General features: G+C 55.2%; 26 protein-coding genes and 1 pseudogene. All 27 read right to left on the reverse strand.

Features of this window, described 5'->3' with window-relative positions:
• Window positions 1–29 precede the first annotated feature (29 nt).
• Window positions 30–3,338 (reverse strand): annotated as a pseudogene (locus ACP4QI_RS16670) (host specificity protein J); the annotation flags it as partial.
• 51 nt (window positions 3,339–3,389) lie between these two features.
• A complete protein-coding gene (locus ACP4QI_RS16675; protein ID WP_164540828.1) occupies window positions 3,390–3,980 on the reverse strand; it encodes a tail assembly protein in 591 nt (196 codons plus the stop codon).
• A 40-nt stretch (window positions 3,981–4,020) separates the two neighbouring features.
• Window positions 4,021–4,431, reverse strand: a complete 411-nt coding sequence (locus tag ACP4QI_RS16680; RefSeq protein ID WP_164540830.1) for a hypothetical protein — start codon at window positions 4,429–4,431, stop codon at window positions 4,021–4,023.
• 32 nt (window positions 4,432–4,463) lie between these two features.
• The gene (locus tag ACP4QI_RS16685; protein ID WP_426495601.1) at window positions 4,464–5,174 is read right to left on the reverse strand and encodes a C40 family peptidase; all 711 of its coding nucleotides are present in this window, start codon (window positions 5,172–5,174) and stop codon (window positions 4,464–4,466) included.
• Between the two features lies 1 nt (window position 5,175).
• Window positions 5,176–5,931: a phage minor tail protein L gene (locus tag ACP4QI_RS16690; RefSeq protein WP_426495602.1), complete on the reverse strand. Its 756-nt coding sequence runs from the start codon at window positions 5,929–5,931 to the stop codon at window positions 5,176–5,178.
• A complete protein-coding gene (locus tag ACP4QI_RS16695) occupies window positions 5,928–6,266 on the reverse strand; it encodes a phage tail protein (RefSeq protein ID WP_426495603.1) in 339 nt (112 codons plus the stop codon). Before ACP4QI_RS16695 ends, ACP4QI_RS16690 begins: the two co-directional genes overlap by 4 nt.
• On the reverse strand, window positions 6,266–8,695 hold the full coding sequence (locus ACP4QI_RS16700; protein ID WP_426495604.1) for a phage tail tape measure protein: 2,430 nt from the start codon (window positions 8,693–8,695) through the stop codon (window positions 6,266–6,268). Before ACP4QI_RS16700 ends, ACP4QI_RS16695 begins: the two co-directional genes overlap by 1 nt.
• A gap of 17 nt (window positions 8,696–8,712) precedes the next feature.
• Window positions 8,713–8,883, reverse strand: a complete 171-nt coding sequence (locus ACP4QI_RS16705) for a hypothetical protein (protein ID WP_325940919.1) — start codon at window positions 8,881–8,883, stop codon at window positions 8,713–8,715.
• Between the two features lie 104 nt (window positions 8,884–8,987).
• Window positions 8,988–9,371: a phage tail assembly chaperone family protein, TAC gene (locus tag ACP4QI_RS16710; RefSeq protein ID WP_426495605.1), complete on the reverse strand. Its 384-nt coding sequence runs from the start codon at window positions 9,369–9,371 to the stop codon at window positions 8,988–8,990.
• Complete coding sequence (locus ACP4QI_RS16715) at window positions 9,371–9,862, reverse strand: phage tail tube protein (RefSeq protein ID WP_204231717.1); 492 nt, start codon at window positions 9,860–9,862, stop codon at window positions 9,371–9,373. Before ACP4QI_RS16715 ends, ACP4QI_RS16710 begins: the two co-directional genes overlap by 1 nt.
• A 50-nt stretch (window positions 9,863–9,912) precedes the next feature.
• Entirely contained in the window at window positions 9,913–10,278 is a 366-nt protein-coding gene (locus tag ACP4QI_RS16720; RefSeq protein ID WP_336657753.1) for a DUF3168 domain-containing protein, read from the reverse strand.
• The gene (locus ACP4QI_RS16725; RefSeq protein ID WP_336657754.1) at window positions 10,275–10,760 is read right to left on the reverse strand and encodes an HK97-gp10 family putative phage morphogenesis protein; all 486 of its coding nucleotides are present in this window, start codon (window positions 10,758–10,760) and stop codon (window positions 10,275–10,277) included. Before ACP4QI_RS16725 ends, ACP4QI_RS16720 begins: the two co-directional genes overlap by 4 nt.
• Entirely contained in the window at window positions 10,753–11,085 is a 333-nt protein-coding gene (locus tag ACP4QI_RS16730) for a phage head closure protein (RefSeq protein WP_336657755.1), read from the reverse strand. The genes ACP4QI_RS16725 and ACP4QI_RS16730 overlap by 8 nt, the downstream gene beginning before the upstream one ends.
• 2 nt (window positions 11,086–11,087) lie before the next feature.
• A complete protein-coding gene (locus tag ACP4QI_RS16735) occupies window positions 11,088–11,288 on the reverse strand; it encodes a hypothetical protein (protein WP_426495606.1) in 201 nt (66 codons plus the stop codon).
• A 69-nt stretch (window positions 11,289–11,357) separates the two neighbouring features.
• Window positions 11,358–11,684 carry a head-tail connector protein gene (locus ACP4QI_RS16740; RefSeq protein WP_426495607.1) on the reverse strand — a complete coding sequence of 109 codons (327 nt, stop codon included), beginning with the start codon at window positions 11,682–11,684 and terminating at the stop codon, window positions 11,358–11,360.
• A 9-nt stretch (window positions 11,685–11,693) separates the two neighbouring features.
• A complete protein-coding gene (locus tag ACP4QI_RS16745; RefSeq protein WP_426495608.1) occupies window positions 11,694–11,879 on the reverse strand; it encodes a DUF7210 family protein in 186 nt (61 codons plus the stop codon).
• A 51-nt stretch (window positions 11,880–11,930) separates the two neighbouring features.
• Entirely contained in the window at window positions 11,931–13,151 is a 1,221-nt protein-coding gene (locus tag ACP4QI_RS16750; protein ID WP_063160065.1) for a phage major capsid protein, read from the reverse strand.
• A gap of 13 nt (window positions 13,152–13,164) precedes the next feature.
• Entirely contained in the window at window positions 13,165–14,019 is an 855-nt protein-coding gene (locus ACP4QI_RS16755; RefSeq protein WP_103826534.1) for a head maturation protease, ClpP-related, read from the reverse strand.
• Between the two features lie 8 nt (window positions 14,020–14,027).
• Window positions 14,028–15,332 carry a phage portal protein gene (locus ACP4QI_RS16760; RefSeq protein WP_200142290.1) on the reverse strand — a complete coding sequence of 435 codons (1,305 nt, stop codon included), beginning with the start codon at window positions 15,330–15,332 and terminating at the stop codon, window positions 14,028–14,030.
• On the reverse strand, window positions 15,332–17,062 hold the full coding sequence (locus ACP4QI_RS16765; protein WP_117385360.1) for a terminase large subunit: 1,731 nt from the start codon (window positions 17,060–17,062) through the stop codon (window positions 15,332–15,334). Before ACP4QI_RS16765 ends, ACP4QI_RS16760 begins: the two co-directional genes overlap by 1 nt.
• A 3-nt stretch (window positions 17,063–17,065) precedes the next feature.
• Entirely contained in the window at window positions 17,066–17,563 is a 498-nt protein-coding gene (locus tag ACP4QI_RS16770; RefSeq protein WP_113456686.1) for a phage terminase small subunit P27 family, read from the reverse strand.
• A gap of 192 nt (window positions 17,564–17,755) precedes the next feature.
• Entirely contained in the window at window positions 17,756–17,956 is a 201-nt protein-coding gene (locus ACP4QI_RS16775) for a hypothetical protein (protein WP_032617619.1), read from the reverse strand.
• On the reverse strand, window positions 17,953–18,303 hold the full coding sequence (locus ACP4QI_RS16780) for an HNH endonuclease (protein ID WP_117385358.1): 351 nt from the start codon (window positions 18,301–18,303) through the stop codon (window positions 17,953–17,955). Before ACP4QI_RS16780 ends, ACP4QI_RS16775 begins: the two co-directional genes overlap by 4 nt.
• 130 nt (window positions 18,304–18,433) lie before the next feature.
• Complete coding sequence (locus ACP4QI_RS16785; protein WP_426495609.1) at window positions 18,434–18,631, reverse strand: hypothetical protein; 198 nt, start codon at window positions 18,629–18,631, stop codon at window positions 18,434–18,436.
• Between the two features lie 960 nt (window positions 18,632–19,591).
• A complete protein-coding gene (locus tag ACP4QI_RS16790; RefSeq protein WP_144837586.1) occupies window positions 19,592–19,957 on the reverse strand; it encodes a hypothetical protein in 366 nt (121 codons plus the stop codon).
• A complete protein-coding gene (locus tag ACP4QI_RS16795; protein WP_426495727.1) occupies window positions 19,947–20,444 on the reverse strand; it encodes a lysozyme in 498 nt (165 codons plus the stop codon). The genes ACP4QI_RS16790 and ACP4QI_RS16795 overlap by 11 nt, the downstream gene beginning before the upstream one ends.
• 7 nt (window positions 20,445–20,451) lie before the next feature.
• Window positions 20,452–20,682 carry a class II holin family protein gene (locus ACP4QI_RS16800; protein ID WP_051916132.1) on the reverse strand — a complete coding sequence of 77 codons (231 nt, stop codon included), beginning with the start codon at window positions 20,680–20,682 and terminating at the stop codon, window positions 20,452–20,454.
• Window positions 20,683–20,688 lie beyond the last annotated feature (6 nt).

A 20,688-nucleotide genomic window follows, 5' to 3' on the forward strand; every position in this document is an offset into this window, starting at 1 on the left:
TTAGAGGCGTCATAAAATACAATTCTGTCCGAATTAACCTTAAGCTGACCGCCGACCGTACTCCCGTTCATTTCAAGTGTGCCAGCCTTATCCAGCCGCCAGCCAGCCGATCCGGGTACGTAGTTGGTTGACTGGATATAGCCAGCAATCATGGCACTTGTGATTGTTCCCTCCTGGATGAATGCACTGTTCAGGAAGACCTGCCCCCCCACGATAGCGAACGGCGAGTACATATTTGCGGTTCCGTTGCCGGACAGCATCACAAACTCGTTGGCATTGATCGCCACACGGGTAGAAATGGCATTTCCGTTTGCAATGACTGCAACGCTTATACCGGCGTCATAGTAATTGCCGTTATATTTCACTCCGGCCTTGAGGGTATAAATTGCATTGGCAGTGGCTGCATCAGCATACGCCGTCATCTTCTGGTTGATGGCTGACTGCTGATCCGAAAACTTAGCCGTCACCTGCTGCTGGTATTGCGCGAAAGCCTGGTCAGCGCTGGCCTGCGCCTGCTGAAGGGTGGTGATGCTGCTGTTCACGCCCCTGAAGTCAGCGGCCACAGTGAGCTGATATTCAGCAAACGCTTCATCAGCCGTTGCCTGCGCAGTTTTAACCTCATTAATCTCTGCGGCATTATCGGCAAACTGAACGGCAACCAGCTCCCGGAACTGCGCAAACGCCTGGTTAGCATCAGCAATCATGATCTGCGCATTTGAGATTTCTGCATACGCCGCGCCGAACTGCTGGAAGGTGATTTTCGCCCCCTGGATGCCAGCCAGGGTGTTCTGCAGGACGCCTGCGATGTTAAAGTCGATCTGTTCCGTTAATGCTTTGCCGTCCTGCGCCAGCAGCACTTCGTCTTTAATGGCATCCAGGTAATCACTGGCCTGATCGCTCGACATTCCGCGCACCCAGTCGGTGTAGCCCGATTCGTTCCCGGTCCGATCAACCAGCTGCGCGCGGTACCAGAATATCTGTCCCGCCCTGAGCCCCATCTGCTGGTATCTGTGCTGGGGATATGGCACATCGGCCAGCAACAACGCATTATCCGCGCTCCCGGTGGGGCTGTACTGGATTTCAGTTTTTAATGTATCGTCGGTATTGGCCGGGAAACCCCAGTTCAGCTCAATACCGAAAAGAACATTGTCAGAGGCTGCAAACCCCACTGGCTTCGGCGGATTGCCGACTTTGCCCGTCAGCGTCTTCTCTGCTGAATAACCCCACCCGGAGGAAATCTCGGCGGCGTTAATGGCGCGCACGCGCACCAGGTAGCGCCCGGCATAAATACCCGGTACGTCGAAAGATGTGGTGGAGCTGCGCGGCACGTTGACCCAGTTACCATCGTTGCGTCGCCACTGGGCTTCATAGGCGATGGCGTTCTGCGCCTGGTCCCAGCTCACGCGCATGGTTTCAACACTGATATTCTGCTGAACCACTGAAAACGAGCTGATCACGATGTTAGCTGGCGGCGACTGGTTACCTGGCGGTATGACACTCACCGGGCGCTGGTCGATAATGGCCCCCGTATCGATGCGGGCATACTTATCCGGATCGTGAGCCGCCCCGGTAACAGTAAACGTTCCGTCGTTATTGTCGCTGATGCTGATCACCCGGTACTGCTGGGCATACAGCTCATCGGATTCCGCCACCCAGACGCTTTCTGCCTGCGGCGTTTCACTGTAGGCGGTGCTGACCGTTACTGCTTTTCCGTTCACAGCCTGGATTGTACGGGCCTGCGATGCGCCGGACGGCAGGTTGAGAATGAGGCGGTGACCTGCCTTCGCATCCGGCGCACGGTCCAGGGTGATCACCCGGCCATTCACCGCGCTGATACGCCCGCCGGTGACCTTGCCGGAGAGCATTTCATCAGCGACGGCGATGATGTACCCGGGCTGAGGTATGTTGCCATCCAGACCAACGTCAAACGAAACGACGCGATCCTTGTTGTTGGTGAGAATGCTCCAGCGGCCTTTGCGGTTCGCCTCTGACTGCCGGGTGCAGCCGATGGCCGTCATTTCCAGCTGGTTAAACCCGTAGCGCGCCACCAGAGCCTGCTCAAATACGGGTTCCATCGCGTCAGCGTAGGCATTAGCTGGATCGGACCAGGACACCAGCGCCGTGGTATAGCGCGTTTTGGTGGTGCTGCTGGCGTAGGTAAAGCGGCCGTCAATCACGTTAGCGCGGGTGTAGCTGTAATCCACATCGCGCGGCATATCCGCCAGGGCAACAATCTGATCGCCGCCCCAGTACGTCATGCCCCGGAAAATGGCCGCAAAGTCACGAAGAACGGTATAGGCGTCGTTCCGGTCCTGAATGTATACGTTGCAGATGTAACGCGGCTCGGTACCGCTGCCGCCCTTGCCGTCCGGTACAGGCTGATCGCAATACTGGGCCACCTGGTAGAGCGTCCATTTGTCGATATTCGCCGCGGTGAGCCGGTGCCCCAGGCCGAACCGGTCAGAAACCACCAGGTCGTAAAAAATCCACGCCGGGTTATCGGTCCACGCCCACTTAAACGCCCCGGTCCAGGTACCGGTGTAGGTACGGGTTTCCGGGTTGTAGGTGTCAGGTACGCGGATCACGCGCCCGCGCGGCTCGCAGGAGATCTGCGGGATAGAGCCGTTGAACTGGCTTGAGTCGAATTCGATATACAGCAGCGCGGTGTTCGGGTAACGCAGCTTGGCATCAATCACCTCGGTAAAGCTCTGCAGCGTCATCGTGTCGCCGATCTTCGCGCTGTTAGCATCAGCGGTAAGTTTGCGCAGGCGAATGGTCCAGGTGCTGCCCGCCTGCGGGAGATCGATACGGTGACTGCGCTCATAACCGGATGTCGTTTTCCCGGTCACGCTGGTATTCAGCACCGTCTGCCAGGTGCCGCCGTCGGTCTGCAGGTCAATCGCGTAGTTAACCGAGTTCCCGACCAGATCGCCGTCGTCCTCCTGTTTGAACAGCGAGGGCCATTTCAGGCGAAGTCTAACGGCTGACAGTTGGGTGTTGGTAAACGTGCGCGTCCAGGCGGTGGTGCTGGAAACTTCGGTGCCCACGCTGATTTCGTTTTCAGTTCCGGGTATGCCCTGAATGTATTTCTGCGCCTGAGTACCGGGACGAAACTCCCACGTCACGCCGCTAAAGTTTTGCGACCCGTCGGCGTTCTCCAGCGCCGTGCCATCGAGATAAATATTTTTGCCGGTGAGCTGGCCGGAAAACTCGCCCTCTCCCAGCGCTATCAGGATTTTGGCCTTCGCTACAGACTGCAGATCGTCTGGCTGCTCGGTGGGAGTGCGGGAACTGGAGCCGCCACCTTTGCGGCCCCGGATAGCTGTTGCGTTTGCCATATTGCGCCCATAAAAAAACCACCCGAAGGTGGCCGAATGAAAGGTTTATTTTTACTGCTGATCTTCGACGTAAATTCCGGCAGAAATAATCGCCCCGCCGATTCGCCGACGCCCGTAAAGCAGCGGAACCGGGTAACCCTGTGCCGCAGTGTTTGTTACGCCGCCGAATGCATAAGAGGCCCGGTTATCGGCATCCTGTTTGCTGGCTAGGCCTGTAGGTTGAGGGGAAAGCATTTGGACTACTCCACCCAAAATCATTGCAGCCCCTGCCTGATAAAAAAATGGTGAAGCCGCAGCGGCCGGAGTAAATGTTAAGACGAAACCAATCGCTACTAAAACTGAGCCTAAAATAGTCTGCAATACCCCTGCTTTTTTACTACCAATAACTACTGGAACAATACGAACAACGTCTTCTGTCAAAGGAAAGCCTAAGTCATCAACCCCAATATTTTTCTTTCCTCGAAATATGGCAAAAGTTAACCCTCGCTGCTTACTTGTATTCAAATAGTTTTCAAGACCTCGGATTGTACAGCATAAGGCTTTAATTACTTCGGAGGTTGTAGAGACTAAACGTTTATGTTGTTTGCCGAAGTTTTTCCCAAGAACGCCGCACAGCTCTATATTAGCCATTATTTCTTTCATTCTTCTCACCAATAAAAAACCACCCAAAGGTGGTTTTATTTTATTTTAAGGTTGTTGGTAAGATATCTACGTTTGCATGCTGGTCAGTAAATACCCGGAGAATCGTTGATTCTCCGGTAGTAACGTTAAAATATCTTTCTTTACGTTCAGGGCCATTGCAAAGTCCTGACCCAATAAAACCAGCTCCAACAACAATGTTTCCGGGCTGGACATATGCAACAACTTTTTCACCAGTATCGAGATTTGCTATCTGATCCCCGTTAATATACGTGGTTATTGCGCATGCTGATGCGATGATGCCTTTATCCCTTATGATAGTGACTGGTATTAATCCCTGTTGTTTCTGATATTTAATGATCGGAGCCACTTCTTTAGCTTCATGTGGAGAAACTGGTGTTGTTGAACATCCAACCAACCCAAAGGCTAAAAGCGCTAAAAAAATATTTTTCATGTCCCTATCCTCTTGTTAAGTTGAGCAAAAGGTTAGCATAGAGATTTATAGCGTAGAACCTTCATCGTCCTGTCTTGCCAGTAGCCGCCGTATGGCACGCGCTGGCTCAGGTGTCCGTATAGATGGTGCAGAAGCATATTGCCTTCCAGCAGAATACCCGCGTGATTCCACTTATTGGCCTGAACCTGCATGATTACCATATCACCAGGCTGCGGCGCGCCGTCGAACTCGCGGAACCCGCATTCATACCAGCATTCCTGGTAGAAATTATCCGGGTACTCGTCCTCCCACCAGGGATAATTCACCCTGTAGTCATGCAGCTCGATGCCGTGCGTCTGCCTGAAATAGCTCATCACCAGCCCCCAGCAATCGTACACGCCCAGGACGAAAGGCCGCTCTATGAGGGGGATCTCTCCCCGCGGTAAGATGGTACGTAAGTCACCTTCCGGCCAGCTGACGATGTGCCAGGGTAGCCCGTTGAGATCACACTGTGCCTTATCCATTTCGCTAGGCTGGGTGGTTGCATCGGGGTGGCTGTGAACGATGGCGGTCACGGGTGCCCATTCTTCGGCGGTGGCGTAGTCTTCCGGGCAAAGGACAAAATTGTCCTCTGGAGCCGTGGCCAGATTACGGCAGGGAAAATATCGCTCTACCCTGCTCTTCTGCGCTACCACGCCGCAGCACTCGCGCGGATATTCTTCCGCAGCGTGCGCCATGATGGCCGTGACAGTCTTTTTACGCATGTTAACTCCTGATCAATGATGTGCCCGGGAAACCGCCGAATGAGAGTTCGTTATTTTCACCGAACCGAAGTTTGCAGGCAGAAAGAGTGCCGTTGCATTCGTCCAGAGAAGGATCACTGACCGGATTGTTGTTTTTATCGAAATAGCGGGCCCCGGCGTAATCGCAACCATCCCCAGTACGGTATTTATTACGAATGCACCAGGTGCAAAGAGAATGGAGCTGGCGTGTCGGTATCATCAGGCCCTGCAGATCCATCGGGCTGGATAACACGAACTCCACCACTTCGTTTGTTTCAGACGTTTTTGCGTCGATATACCAGACCTGCAGCTTTTCCTGCGTGGCGTCAGCCGCCGGGTTTCCATCGGCGAAATTACGTGCATCAAGGTACTGCGCCAGTGTGTCGTGAATCGTCACTTTAGCCTGAAGCAGGTCGTCATACGCCAGGCATAGTGCGGTGATTGAACCGTCGAGGTTAGCTACCGATAATTTCGGTTGTGCGCTGCTGCCGCTGGTTGACGCTTCGACCCCGTCAATCTGGCACGGCCATGCTTTGTATTCCTGCCCCTGCCACCAGATGCTTTTGGCGGGTAGTTTCGATTCATCACCACCAGCGGTCACAATCTCTGCTTCTGTATGCGGAACGTTGTAGCTGTGGAAACGCAGCACTTCTCCGGTGCCGAACGCCGTGCCATCTACAGAAAAAAGCCGTACCTCATTGCCCGGCTCAAGTTTCTGGTAATCACTGTTTAAGCTCATGGTTTATAAGCCTGCTCAAAAGTTGCGGAAAGGTTGAAGAGTCCGGCGCCCAGCGAAGTCGGAGTGTAGGTGTTGCAACGATATAACCCCACTGGCTCAAGTGGCGGGTGCCACTGAAATGCCTTCACACCCTGATGGCGATCGAGAAAGGCTTTAATCGCCGCGATGTACGCTTCGGTACCGGTGAACTGAAGATTCCACTTTTGCGACCGGGGATTAATCCCGTCCCCGGACACCTGCTGGTACCCGTCACCAAACTGCGCGGTACGACGGCGAAAATTTACCTCCTGTTCCGCATTGATTCGTGGACACCAGCTGAACGTTTCAAGAGCCATCAGCGACCTCCTTTTGCCAGATTCCAGAGCGCGCCACCCGGGGACATATCACGGCTAATCAGCTCGCGGTAACGCCGATCGACAAAGTTGCCCACTTCACGCCCGAACTGCTCATAACCCCCGCTCGCCTGCGTCTGGGTGTTGCCGTTGCCATCAATATGGATATTGACCTGCGGCGCGCCACCGCGGCCCGGCGTAATGCCGCCATTTCCGACAGCACGTACGCCCAGGGAACCATCGGCTGCGCGGGTAAGCGGCATGATGGCTTCCGGCCCAGCCTCCCCCATCAGTCCGGCACCTTTGGCAAACGCAAACATTGTGGGGGAACTCACGACAGAATTACTGTACTGGCTGAGATCTGCTGAAGAGTAAACACCACCTTTGGCGTTGAACTGCAGATTTGCCCCGTATGACTGAAGCGCAGTGCCGCTGCCTGCGGAAGACGAGGCAGCGCCGCCAAACAGCGAACCGATGGAGCTGGCCGCGTTGGCGATCATCATGTTCACCATTACCTGTTCAATGACTTTCATGACACTGATGCCCCAGTCTTTCCAGCTCGCTTTGTTGCCGTTGAGCATGTCAACAATGTTGCTGCTGATACCTGATAGCGCGCTTTGCATGGCGTCGGCCGCCAGCGCTGCATAGTTCGTGGAATCATCAACCCAGTCGGCAAGGCCGTCCCGCGCACCGGTTATCCAGTCAGCCTGTAGCGCATCAATTTGTTTGTAGTAATCCTCCTGGATTTCCAGCCTTTCAGCCTGCGCATCCTTTAAAGCCTGCGTTTCCCGGTCATAAACCGTCAGGCTGATATCACCAGCCTGATACTGCTTTTGAAGCTCCCGCTGCTGGTCGAGATAGTCTCGCTCGATACCCAGTCGTTCCCTGAGCCGTTCACGCTGTTTATTGCCGATTCCGGCCCCCTGAATATCCACGCTCAAATCCGCGCGGGCATTATCGTTCTGCGCCTGCAGGCCTGCGATGAACGCCGCCACTTTCGCGTTTTCTTCATTGGCTTTTTTAAGCTGATTCAGACGGTCCACTTCCTGAGCCAGCTGCTGCAGCCGGACTTTTTGGGCGTCGTTAATATCGGTAAGCTTTCCCTCCGCCAGATCAAACTGAAGTTTCTGCTGCTCGGTCACCTCTGCTGTTTTCTGGCCGGTGGTGTCGAACAGTGCAATCTGGCGCAGGTAGCCCAGCTCCATGGATTTGAAGGCGCTTTCCAGCTTTTTGGCACCCGTGTCAGGGGTCACTTTTCCGTTGGACTCGCCTGGTGCGAGGGTGTAATTACCCGAGGCGGTAACAGGAGATGTTGCGGAGGAAATAACAGGCGCCGCTGCAGCAATCGACTTTAGGCGCGTACGCTGCGCCAGTAGTTCGCTCAGCTCCTTCTGCTTCCCTTCCGTATCCATGCCGAGGCGATTAACACCCGCCAGGAAACCTTCGTCATTCAGATCGGCTTCAAGGTTTCTGATCCGCCGTTCAACTTCAAACAACGAGGCGTTCGCGGATAATTTTTGCCCGCCCTGATAATTATCAATAAGGCTACCCAGCGAAGACGCGGCTTTGCCCAGCCAGCCGACAAGGGAAGCAATTCCTCCTACCATATCTGCCAGGCCCTGAAGGACTTTAGGATCGGTAAATACTGCCCGCAAATCACTCAGTCCGGCCTGTAAGGGTGAAAGGTCCACACGCGCCAGACCTGTTGCTATTTCGAGTTTTAATCCCTGCGCCTGGGTCTCCATATCCTCAAAAAGTGAGTTTACTTTGACCAGATCATCAATGGACTGGGGATCCGGCGCTACGCCGTATTGCCGTGACAGCTTAAGAAACTGCTGAAGCTTCTGGCTGTTGTTATCGAAAAGCGGCAACAGTTTTGAGAGGTCGTTGCCCAGGCTTTCGAGTATGGTGATCTTTTCGGCGTTAGTACCTACCTTTTCCAGCGCCCCGGCGATTGCCAGCAGTTGTCGGTCGGGCGTTTCCGTGGACAACTTCTTCGCTGACAGGCCGAGAGCATTCAGCGCATCGACGGCCTCACCCGACTGGTTAAGAACCGCATCACCAATCTTGTCGCCGATATCCTTGAAGATGTCGGCCATTTGTTCGCCTGACACGCCAGCTTTCTGAGAGGCGAACTGCCAGGCCAGTAAGTCCTGTGTGGACATACGCAGGGATTTGGCGAGCCTGTCAGTTTCAGCGATCTGCTTTGATGTGGTTTTTAACAGGTTGATACCTGCCACGCCTGCAGATACCGCTGCTGCGGCCGCGATGGTTGCCATCGACCCCAGTGCGGCACCGGCAAGACGGACATCCTCCTGTACCTGACGGCGCCATTTTTGAGACTGCCGCTCCGCCCGGTTAAGGCCCGCCGCGAAGCCCCCGATATTGGCAATCAGGTCAATAGTCAGGGTTCCAAGTGATCTGGCTGCCATACCGTCTCCGTGAGTGTTTAAGACCAGGTCCGCTTAGCCTCATCAAGCGTGACGGGGTCTGTGGTGGCCGTTGTTTTGGTAAAGTGAAGGGTGAAATCAGTGACGCTGAAAGGCGGTGCGTCTTTACCACGGTTCACGTTGGCGATAGTGCTGGAGATCATCCCGCCAGCCCATTCCGTGCGAAGCATCGGATTGAGGCTCCCGTAACGCTCACGGTATTTCACCCATATCTGAAATTCCCGGAAACTGAGAACTTCCTGAGCCTGGGCGATGGTATGCCCGCCTATACCATTCAGGACGAGTTCGCACCAGAATTCATCGTCGGCGTTGAGTTCATCTTTCCCAGATCGTTAACCTCCTGGATGGCTAACAGCAGAGCGATAGTGAGCGCACCATCCAGCGCACCGCGTTCCGGGTCTGCCTCGCCGGTAATGTCCGCCGGGGTGAATACCGGTTTCCCGTTCTCATCGCAGACGGACGCGGCGATCCGTCCTGCCACGCCATCCACGCGCCCGTTTGCCGCCATCACATCCGTCATCGCCGAGTGATAGCCCAGTGGGCGAACAAAGACAGTAGCGCTGAACTCCTCCTCGCCCTGGCGCCAGGTGATCTGCTTTTCTACCGGGCGGCCGGTGAATGCCCCGGCCTGTTTAAGTGCATCGAGAGTCAGTTTCATTAATCACCCGCCTTAGGTACCCAGACCGATCCGCCTGAACGCTGAATGGTTGCTGAAGTGGTCACCACCGTATTGGCGGAGAAGTCAAACGGGAAGTCAGAGACATAGCCGCGAAAAATAAACCAGGTGCGGCTTTCCGGTAGCGTCAGGCCATCCACTGAACCTGCTGCGCCCTGGGCGGCTGCCGTCGGAGATGCAGTGCCGTCAGACCAGCCCACCGCAAACGTCAGTTCTTCGTGGTCGTCCGAGTTCGCCAGGTTGTGCAGCATAATGTGGCTGGCGTTTTCCGGGTCAGCGTTCAGACCCACCGTCGCCTGGCCGGGCGTACGCAGACCGACCTTATAGGTGCGGCTGTTTCGCTCAGAAAGACAGGTGTCTTCAATCTGATCCGCCGGGTTGCCGCCCGGTGAAAAACTGGTGATGCATTCGATTTCACTTACCGCGCCCTGGGCGAGCACAAAAAACTGAGTGCCTTGAGTCAGTACAGACATGGTTTTCTCCGTGCATAAAAAAACCGGCGCCGGGCCGGTGTATTGAGGGGTTATCGCTTCACTATCCAGTCAACATCGAAGGAATAGCGATAGCGCTTTGTTTCGGGGTCTCGTTCCTGCCCGCCCCAGCGGGTTATATGTGCGTGGGGTTCAATGGCATCACGCAGCGCGGCGGCCACAGCAATCACCTCATCCGGGGTATCCGCCCAGGCATCAACCTGAAGTGACCAGGTATCTGCATCCGGGCGCTGGCCGAAATAGTTCTCAGGTGCGCCGTTTACGTTCTGCCAGACGACATAGGGATAAATCACGCTATTGTCCTGCTGTCCGAACGGGTAAAGCCGCACGGGCGAATCGCCAATCAGCGCCCGCACTGCCGGACTGGCCGCGCACACAGAAAACAGGGGAGCAATCACGATCCGCCTCCTTTTCGGCGCGCTCGTCGCAACGCCCGGTCAATGCTTTTTTCATACTCGGTGGCGAACGTGGCGATCACCTCTTGGGTGCGGGATGTTGCCGCTGCGCGAACAAGGGGTTTCGGTGTCATTTTTTCCGTACCAAACTCCAGCAGACGCCAGTGCGGGGTGGGTGCATCTGCGGCCAGGCTGGGATCTTTTTTGAGCTTTGCCCCCTGCAGAATGCCAATCCGAAAGCCGAGGTTGCCGGTTTGCTTAAACAGCCTCCCGTTCCAGCGCTGCGCCGCATTATCTGCAATACTGCGCGCCGTTTTCGGATCGTCCAGACGCAGTGCATTCGCCTTAATCTGGTTCACAATAACGTTGCCTGCTTTGCGCAGCGCAGCGCGCCCGCCCTTTCGCTTCAGGTCGTCATTCACCTCGTTGAGTTTCTGCTTCAGCGACTCAATGCCGGTGATCTGAACATCAATGCCATCAGCCATCGTTAACCCCCCGGGAGCATGGAAGCGTTAAATATTCCAGACCACTTTTATCGTCTTCCAGCACACCCTGAATGTCGTAGACTCGTCCGCGGTAAAGAATACGGTGTTTATCGGTGACATCTTCACGCCAGCGGATGGTGATCCGGGTCGTGATCTCATTTTGCCCCGCCTGTGCGGCCACAAAATCGCGCGCGGAAAGGTCTGTAACGTTAGCCCAGAGTTCAGCAACATCAGCCCAGCCATTAACCACCGCGCCGGTGGCCGGACTCTGCGTTTTCACAGGCTTCTGCAGCTTCACACGCTTGTTCAGTTTGCCTGCCTGCATGTTTAACCCCTGGGTTTACCGCTCAGATAGGTCTGCGGTGGTAACCCGTCGTCGTCCTCATCAGAGACCATCGACTGGTAAATCACGGCAGCCAGGGCTTCACTGGATTCCGCCAGGCGGTTTATCGCAGCGGTCTGGTCTTTCTGCGCTTTTGTCTGTAGCTCCAGCGCTTTCAGCAGTTCGTTTACCTGTTGCTCGTTCATAGGCAATCTCCATCCATTTTTTCAGCCACTCTCGTCGAGCAGCGCAACCCCGACAAGCCATTCCGCCACCTATACCCCATAAATCCGATATGGCTGAAGTAGCGACTCAACCGCCAGGTCAACAGCGGATGAAGTGCCATTAGTGATTACCGCCTCCCGGTTTGCGTACCAGTGTGCGATAAGCATTAACATAGCAATTTCGATATCTTCGCCATAAAGCAACGCGTCGGGATCGGCCATATAAAGCGGGTCATCAGCCTTTTCATAAATCCGGCGGCGGGTCCATCTCTGCACATACCGCACCGCGGCTTTTATGCTGGTTTCAATCCAGGCATCTTCTGCAGTGTTTTCGGCATCGATGCGACAGTGCGTCTTAACCTGCTCTTTAGTCAGCATGCGCGCCCCTTACTTACCTTTGCCTTTTCCTTTTGGATCGGGGTCTTTATCCGGTCCCGGTTTTTTGGCGCCGGGTTCTGCGGCATAACCGCGTGCCACCAGCTCGCGACCATGCTGCTCCAGCGTCTCGAACTCGGTGCCTTCAGTAAGCACGCTGCCTTCAAAGTAAATGGGCTTGATAGCGATCAGCTTCATGGCTGTCTCCTTAAAGGAAAAGAAAAGCGGCCCGCAGGCCGCCGTTAAGGATTACGCACCGCCACCTGCAGCAGGCGCAGTGAAGGCTCCGTAAATAAACGCTTCCGGCCGTTTCACCGCCAGCGCCAGGCGCTCTTCGCAACGAATCGAGATCATGTTTTTCTCGAAGTCGTCGGCGTTCTCAGTGGAGATCACCACATTGGCATCTTCACGGTCGAACAGCTGGGCCGCGGCGTTGAATGCTCCGGTCAGGAACTTGCCCTGGAATGCTGCGGCTTCGGTCGCAACCACCGGCAGGCCCCACAGGGTTGGCCCGGTCAGGGCCGCCGGGTTCGCCAGGATATAGCGGCCCAGCGTGTCCTTGGTGAGTTCAATCTTCGCCCAGTCGATGAAGTGCAGGACGTGGCCGGAAGCCGGGAAGCGCGCCAGCTGCGCCTGCAGCATTGCGAGGCGCAGATCGTCGATGCCGTTCTGCTGTTCAACGGTGAACGCAGCGTCATACGCCGAGGCCTGCGGTACGATGCCTTTCAGGTGCGCGCCGGTACCATCGCCGAAGAGAATTTCCTGCTCTTCTACATACTTCAGACCGTAACGCATCTCGGCGTCGATAGTGGACTGCAGCTGCGCGAAGTCATCCAGGATCTGTTTGGACGCCTTGAACATGTGCGCGATGGTGGTGACCGGAGTGATCTGCGTGGCGAACTGGATATCGCTGTACGGTTTGGCAGTACCTTCCGGCACGACTTTCGCCGCATTGGTGAATCCGGTCTGCTGCACCCAGAAGATGGCTGGCGCCGAGGTGCGGCCCGGAGCAATCAGATCGCGGATGAAAAGACGCTGTTTCGGTGCGGTGTCGATACCCGGCAGGCGCTGCGGTTCAACCACGCCAGTGGCGACATCCGTGGAAATCAACGCGGCGTTCACAGGCACGCTGACGCGCTTACCGCCTTCCACGCTTGCCGCGAATGCTTTCAGTGCTTCGCTGCTGATGACGGTCTGACCAACGGTCTCGATCACCTTTGCAGCGTTGGCCAGCGGCATCTGAGCAACCTGCTGCTCAAGTTCGCCGAGCGCCGCCTTAAGCGTTTTTTCAGCATCTTTCAGGGCATTAAATTCCACTGCCATTTTGTCGACGGTGTCTTTGGTTTCCGCTGACAGCTCGCCGTTTTTCTTTGCTTCTTTCAGCGCTTCTTCTGCCTTGGCATTAAATTTGCCGGTCGCCTCTTCAATGCTGGCGCTAACTTTTTTCAGGATCTCATTTACATCAGACATAACATCTCCGTTTTTACTGGGCAGCCGCTTTCAGGCCGCTGAGTGCGGCTTCCAGTCGGTCTATTGTTTCGTTTTCGATGGTGGCAGCGCTCGGCGTACCGTCAGGGGTGACAGCAGCGCCCGGCGTGCTCCCTGATAAGGCTTTAAGAAGTTTTCTCCGCTCAGAGCGGGGGGTGTTTGCTTTCGCCAGCAACGCATCGAGCTTACGCAGCGCTGCAGCTGGGCTTTCGTCGTCGTCCGCGATTTCGTCGGCAGAAAGCAGGCTGTCAGCAAAACCTTTCTCCACCGCTTCGCTGCCGCCGATATAAGTTTCGCCGTCCATCATCCTGTTGACCGTAGTGGCATCGAGGCCACTGCGCGCCTGATAGATATCGCTCATGGCGTTATCAAACGGCGCCATATCAGCAGCGATCTGCGCCAGGTCGTGACGGTTACCCATGGCATAGACCCAACAGTTGTGGATCATCAGGAATGCACCGCGCCCGATCTGCACGTCGTCACCGGCCATCGCGATGACCGACGCCGCCGACGCTGCCAGGCCCAGCACCTTCACAGTGACCCTGCCTTCGTACTCGCGCAGCAGGTTATAAATCGCAAGCCCCTCGAACATGTCGCCGCCGGGGCTGTTGATGTTAACCGTCACGTCAGCGCCATTAAGGGAGCGAAGCGCTCCGGCAATGCGGCTGGCCGTCACCCCGTCGCCCCAGTAGTCCGCGCCGATCACGTCGAAGATAGAAATGCTGTTGTCACCGTCCCGGGCGGCGCGGATGCCGCCGTTCCAGCGCTCCATTGCCGCTGCCGGCAGGTCAGGTTTTTCGCGCGCAAAAGGTCGCCCCTCCGGCGCCGCCGGAAGGCTTTTAATTGTCATGGATGCTCCTAAGCCGCCTGTTTCAGCGGGGACTGTTCGAAGGGGATATCGGGGAATACGTGGTTATGGACCTGACGCAGCGCGAAAGCCTGTGCTGCCTGGCTGTTTTGCTTCAGGTCTTCAAGCGGCGTCAGGTTGAGCTGTACCGTATAAAGATCGCCGCCCTCAATCGGTGGCATGTTCTCCAGGCGACGCACGTCGTTACGGGACATCCAGCCGTTCTGCAGCGCACTGGTATAGTACGCTGCCCGGCCAGCACTGTCGGCGCGCAGCAAGCCTTCTACCGAGAACTCGGCAAAGAGTTCCTCTTCACCATTCAGCAGACAGCGGGAAATCTCCTGTTCAATATTCACCAGCAGCGGGCGCAGCGTGTGGGTCAGGAACTGGAGATTCATCCCCTCCAGGCTAGATGCCCAGCTGCTTTGCTTCGAGGTATGCCCGACCATAAACGGCGGCACGCGGAACCAGCGGCAGATTTCCTCAATGCCAAAAGAGCGACTTTCCAGCATCTGCGCCGCTTCCGGGTTCATGGTGACGTTCTGATATTTCAGTCCGCCCTCAAGCACCATGATTTTCCCGGCGTTCCGGGAACTGGTGAACTTAGCCATGTACTGACGAAGCCGATCACGCTGATCATCATCCAGAGCCATATCAGCAGAGAGAAAGCCGGAACTCTGAAGCCCGTTTTCAAAAATTTTTGCTGCCGACTCTTCTACCGCCATCGCCGCACCAATTACATCCCGGCCGGAACTCAGTGGCATCATGCCGCAAACACCATCGAGGCCGAACCCACGGATGTGCATCAGATTCTTTTCGGGAATTACGCGCTGCCTGCCATCCTCGGTGTACGTGTATTCCAGCCGCCCGGTATCAAGCCGCTTCACCACCATGTTCTGGGGCAGCAGTGGCACCAGCGACACCAGCTTATTGCCGATAAACAGCTTCTCGACAAAGGCATTACCGCGCAGGCAGATGCTGGCCACCACCATCAACATAAAGCGCGACGGCGTCATTTCCAGATTGGGACGGCGACAAAGCACCTGGTATACCGGATGGTTCTGCGCCAGCTTGCGCGAGCCATCAGCCTGTCGGGTGTAAATCTTAACCGGCAGCGTGGACACCGACTCGCTCAGAAGCCGGACGCAGGCCCAGACGGCCGAAAGCTGGATCGCCCGATCTGCCGTGACAACCTTGCCGCTGCTGCTCGTGCCGTACCACTCCTGCCAGAACGTTCCGGTAGTCAGGCTGATGGGCACGCCCAGCCAGTTGAGCAGGGCACTTTTTACCTTGCCCGGCTGCTTACTTTTCTTCATCAGAAACCTACCATGATTGGATTTTCAAAGAAGCCGCTCAGATCCTGAGCATCATTACCACCATTGACCAGCATCCGGCTTTTAGCCGTAAACAGTGCAACCGGTCCGTCAATTTTGTTTTCAGGTGTGGACTTGTTCGGGAAGATGTTGTCGTTTTTGTCCGGCTTAACCGTGACGTTTGACATCATCCACCGCATTACAGGGTTGTCGTCATGGTGGAACTTGTTGCCGTAAATCTCCGCCTGCACTGATTTCATGGACTCAGAAAGGTTTTTGACCGTCTGTGCGACTTCCACCAGCGGCAAGCCTTCCTCCGCAAGTGACAGGCTGAACTGCACCGCGCTCCAGGGGTCGAAAGCAATCTCCTTTATGTTCTCGCCCTTCACCCACTCCACAATGTCGGCTTTAATCATGCCGTGATCGATAACGTCCCCGTCAGTCAGCTCGAGATATCCGGCGTCGGCCCACTTCCTGTAAAGTTCTGCAATATGGGCTGGCGCTGTTTCCAGTCGCCCTTCCGGGATCCAGAAGCGTGGCTGCATATGAGTTTCACCTGCAGGATCGCGCCAGGCTTTCACCGCTGCACAAATATCGATTTTGTTGGCGAGGTCGACCCCCACCCACAGTGGCCACGCCTTACGCTCAGCTTCCGAAGCAATGCCCGGCATTTTTGCCCAACGGTCCATGTCCATCCAGGCGCTCTCGGCAGTTACCCAGATGTTCAGGTGCTTGGTAAAGAAGTTCGGCCGCGCCGCGACCTGCTCCTTTGCCTTTTTGGCAAGGCGGCGCATGTCGTCCCAGCGCTTACAGATACCGAGGCCGGGGTTAGCTTTCGGCCAGTTGGCCTCGTCAAAGGGATCGTCGCCTTCGTCGAGGGTATAAATCAGGGCAAAATAGGTGTCATCCTCCACCACGCCGCGCAGCACCTTGATGGCGTAATCCCGCTGCTCGTAACAGATGCCCTCTTTATTGGTACCCGCCGTCGTTATTGCGAAAAGCAGGGACTGAAGGCGCGCACCGGTAGCTGTTTCCAGAACGTCCCAGACATCACGGGTACGGTGAGCGTGCAGCTCGTCAACAATGCCGCAATGTATATTCAGGCCGTCGAGGTTATTGGCATCGCTGGAGAGCGGTTCAAACTTAGAGGCCGAACGCTCCTGGTGAATGTTGAGCTTAACGTGACCAAAAAGACGGCCCAGCGTGCGGGGGGCTTTCTTGATCATGTTCTTGGCATCATCAAAAACAATCCGCGCCTGGTCGCGGGTCGTGGCGGCTGAGTAAACCTCAGCGCCTCCCTCGCCGTCGGCACCGGTCATGTACAACCCAATGCCAGACGAAAGCGTGGATTTGGCGTTTTTACGCGCCACCTCGTCATAAGCCGTACGGAAGCGGCGTACCATGACCGTGTCACCGTCATCATCGATCACAGCCAGGCCTGTCATCTCATCAATCAGCGGAACGACGAAACCAAAAATGTTGATCAGGATAAAAACGTGCCAGGCCATCAGCGTGATCGGCTTGCCTGCCAGCGCCCCTTTAACGTGTGGGACGAAATTATAAAAATCGAGGATGTGCTGGGCGCGTTCCTCACTGAAGTAGATGCCGCGCCCAGGCCCATGCTCTAAATCATTAAGAAATCGCTGGCACGCCAGGCGCACCAGTTCGCCAGCAACAATCTCGCCAGACAGCACGCGCTCGGCGTACTGAATACCTTCCGAAACCGTTGCCATTCATCATTTGCGCTTTTTAAGAAATTCATCCAGTGGATCGGCCTCAGCCGGGCCTTTAGCGCCAACCTTGGACCGGCTGGCCGGGGTCATGCCGAATTCAGCGAGCATTGCCCTGATGCGCTTCCACGCATCGGCTTTCATCACTGCCGCCGGGTGCGGCTTAATCATCCTGATTTCCCGCTCTTTCCCTTCGTCCGGCTCATCCTCGCTGTAGACGGCGTAGGTGTAACCTTCCCGCTCTAACGTCTCGCAGTGATTCCGGTACTCTGTGTAAGCCTCGATCAGCAGTTCAAGTGCTTTACCGTCCAGAGTGGTCATCACCCCGACAGCATCAAGCTCTTCGCCAATTCGCTTAAACCAGTACTTCCCCATCTTGTCGAAATGCTTCGGAACTGGGGGTACCCCAGAAGCGGGTTTAGGCTCGTCTTTGTTGACAGCTCGTTTTGATGGGTTCCCCTTCACCAAAGCCAGATGTGTCGGGGTTTTCGGTGGTCCTGGCATAATCGAAAACTCCTATTAATCGATGGTGGGGATCCCCATAAAAAAGTTTTCTAACCTGCGGCGGTGTGAAAAAAAGTTAGGCGGCGGTCCTCAGCAGGCAGGTGCCTGAACTTTTGACCCGCCCTCCCCCGGTAGTGAGAATTGCTATCATTCATATCAAGATGATTACATTTGAAATCATTTTGCATTACATCAGTCGAGATGGAAGTCATCACTGAGGTTGCGTCGCCGCGCGCTACTGGCATTGTGCGGACAGGCGCTGGAGTTATGGCCTGACTGACCGCAGTAACCGCAGCGCAGGTTCGCACGGCGGGCTGAGCCACCCCATGTCTTTGGGCAATTCGCTACGGTGTGCAGCGTCGAGCCGCAGTAGGTGCAACGCGTATAGCTCATCGGGTTCTCTCCGTCGCGGTCTTGCGTTTATGGCATGGCCAGCACAGCGATTCGAGATTGCTGTCTTCGTCTGTGCCGCCGTGAGCTTTCGGAATGATGTGGTCGACCGTTTCCGCAGGGCGTGGCCTGCCGTTGCGCAGGCACTGCTGGCAGATGTGTCGATCACGCTTAAGGATGCGGACGCGAATGATATCCCACTTACTGCCGTAGCCACGCTGGTGGCGGCTCAGGCCGCGCTGATGCTGCTGCCATCCTTCGTTACGGTGCGCCTCGCAGTAGCCGGAACGGTCAGTGGTAGTGCCAGAGCATCCACGCTTACGGCAGGCACGAGGGATAGCTGCAGGCATATTGTTGGCTCCAATAAAAAAGCCCCGCGTGAGCGAGGCTGTGTTTTATCCCCTGAAGGGTATATTTTCGATTTATCCGCCAGAGGGGATATCCATTATCAAGCCCACCATCAGATGGGCTTTGTAATGGCTAGCCGTCGAGTTGCAATACACCATGTTCCAGTGAGTCGGAGTATGCAATCAGTCCAGTATATTCAGGGATAATCTCGCCATCATCCGCTTCGAACTCCGGGATTGTCACAGTAGTGATTGTGTATTGTGGCTGACCGTCTTCTTTGGCGAAGGCTGCCAGGTCCTCAATCTGTTTTGCTGTAAGAATTACTGTCATGCTTATTCCTCGGTGTTTAAAGAGCCTCTCGATTTCGAGGCTAAGAATTCTCTATGCTTACAGTCCAGAAGAGAGACGGTGTTAGAGCCTCAGAGTTAAGGCTTTAATCAAGCATATGACCCTATATCAGGACGTTTGCTTTTATGTATTGAGAATCATCCTGGTGTTACCGCTTCCGCTTGTTAAATCAGAACCACGTACCATATTTATAACTCCCTGCAAGGCTCCTACCTACACTAGGGAATCCCATGGAACTGTCTCATGACCCGCATGAGCACACTCAGAAACATCCGTCCATAGCATGTGTTGCCCTCTCTCCAGGGGGCTTTTTTTTGCCAAAAAAAGACCAGCTCGGACAGAACTGGTCAGGGTCATGCAGCAATGTAGATAGCTTTTGCACAAAGTTCGACGTTATACCTGTTCCTTCAGTCTTCCCCTCAAACCCCGGGTGCCTCCCGGTGAACTTACTCCAGTAAGCAAATTCGCATACGTCCAGCATTTACTGGTTGCCCCACCGCTTAGGGGGATTGGCTTAAATGGCAAAGATGTCGAATCACTCATGCCCTTTGAATGTAGTTGATGGCGAAATTTTTAATGTGAGTTGTATAAAACTTTTTGCTTAGTCAAAACAATAAATACTCAGAAGGTATTAGCCCAATCTGGAAAACGCCTGATTTACATTTTTATTTTAATACTTCGGCTTTTTGTTGAGTCATGCACTACATTCATATCCTCCTTGTACTGTTGACCCTATTGGTCTCCCTTCCGAACTGTAGGATTTCATTTCGGAAGGGATATTTTTTCAAGGCAAGCAAGGCCACCAGCAGATCAGCTTTGCCCGGTATTCACTTCACAGCTTTATACCATGCCTGCCAGCGGTACTTATCGAGGCGCAGCTGACGTAGGCATTCAGCAGTCTCGATATCGGCATGAAGGTCTTCGTCGCTATTAGTCCCGGCATCACTTCCCTTGCAGGGTTCCTGCATCAAATCCGCTGATGGAGTTGGCAGCGTCGATAGCCTCTCGGCGCAGCCGGACAGACTCATCATCAAAATCACAAACGGTACGATTTGGATCCTGGACATATTTCACCACGTCGCGGGTTATGGTTCGGTAGATAATACGGCCTTCGTCTCTGGCCTGAGCGGCCTTCAGTTCGACAGGCTGAATAGCCTTTTCTGCTTTGGCCCGCCTATCAGCAGCCAGCACGTTGATATGGTCGGCATGGGCGTACCAGCCATTCCGGTAACGTAGCTCGCCATAGCCACCTGCCAGCAGAACGGCTGCGAGAGTAATCAGCAGAATCGTTCGAAGGCTAAAGGTCATGTTTGCTCTCCGCCAGGCACATGCTGCGCTCCATCTCGCGGCGGTTCTGGAGGCCTTTCCACTTCATGCCACCAGCGTAAACCCAACGGCGCATTTCTTCGCACGCACCGTCGTGATCACCTTTGTTCAGCTTGCGCAGAAGCGTGGACTTAGAGAACGCGTCAGAACCAACGTTGAAGACAAAGCTGTAAAGCGCGGCGCGCTGATACTCGCCCAGCGGCACCCTGACCAGATTGTCTACGGTGCGTTTTGCTGGCTGGAGGTCTTTCCAGAGCAACTGGTCACACTCGCGATCGGAATACTTCTTCCCTCTCACAATATCCCGACCAGTATGGCCGTCGCACACAGTCCACACCCCGGCGACGTCTTTATAGGCTTCGTACTTCCGCCCTTCTACGCCATCCTGCCCACCGAGGAACAGCGAGGCAATCAGCATTGCGCCGCCACCCGCTGCGGCGATCAGTTTATTGCGAAGGCTGCTTGTCATTGGCATATCAGTCTTCTCCAACTTTCACTGCCGGGCCGTATTTCTCCAGCGCCTTGACCTGCGCATTGGCGACCTTGCGTTTGAAATACCAGTTAATGAGTCCGGTAACGATTATCCCGGCAATACCTGCCAGTACGCCGATGGCGCTCCATTCGTCAGGACTCAGTTTTGTGAGGACGCCGTTCAGGATGGTTCCTCCTGAGGTGCCGAGGGCGACTCCGGTGACAAGTTTGCTCATACGGGA

The organism is Leclercia sp. TB492, assembly GCF_049974505.2.
Classification (GTDB): Bacteria; Pseudomonadota; Gammaproteobacteria; order Enterobacterales; family Enterobacteriaceae; genus Enterobacter; species Enterobacter adecarboxylatus_C.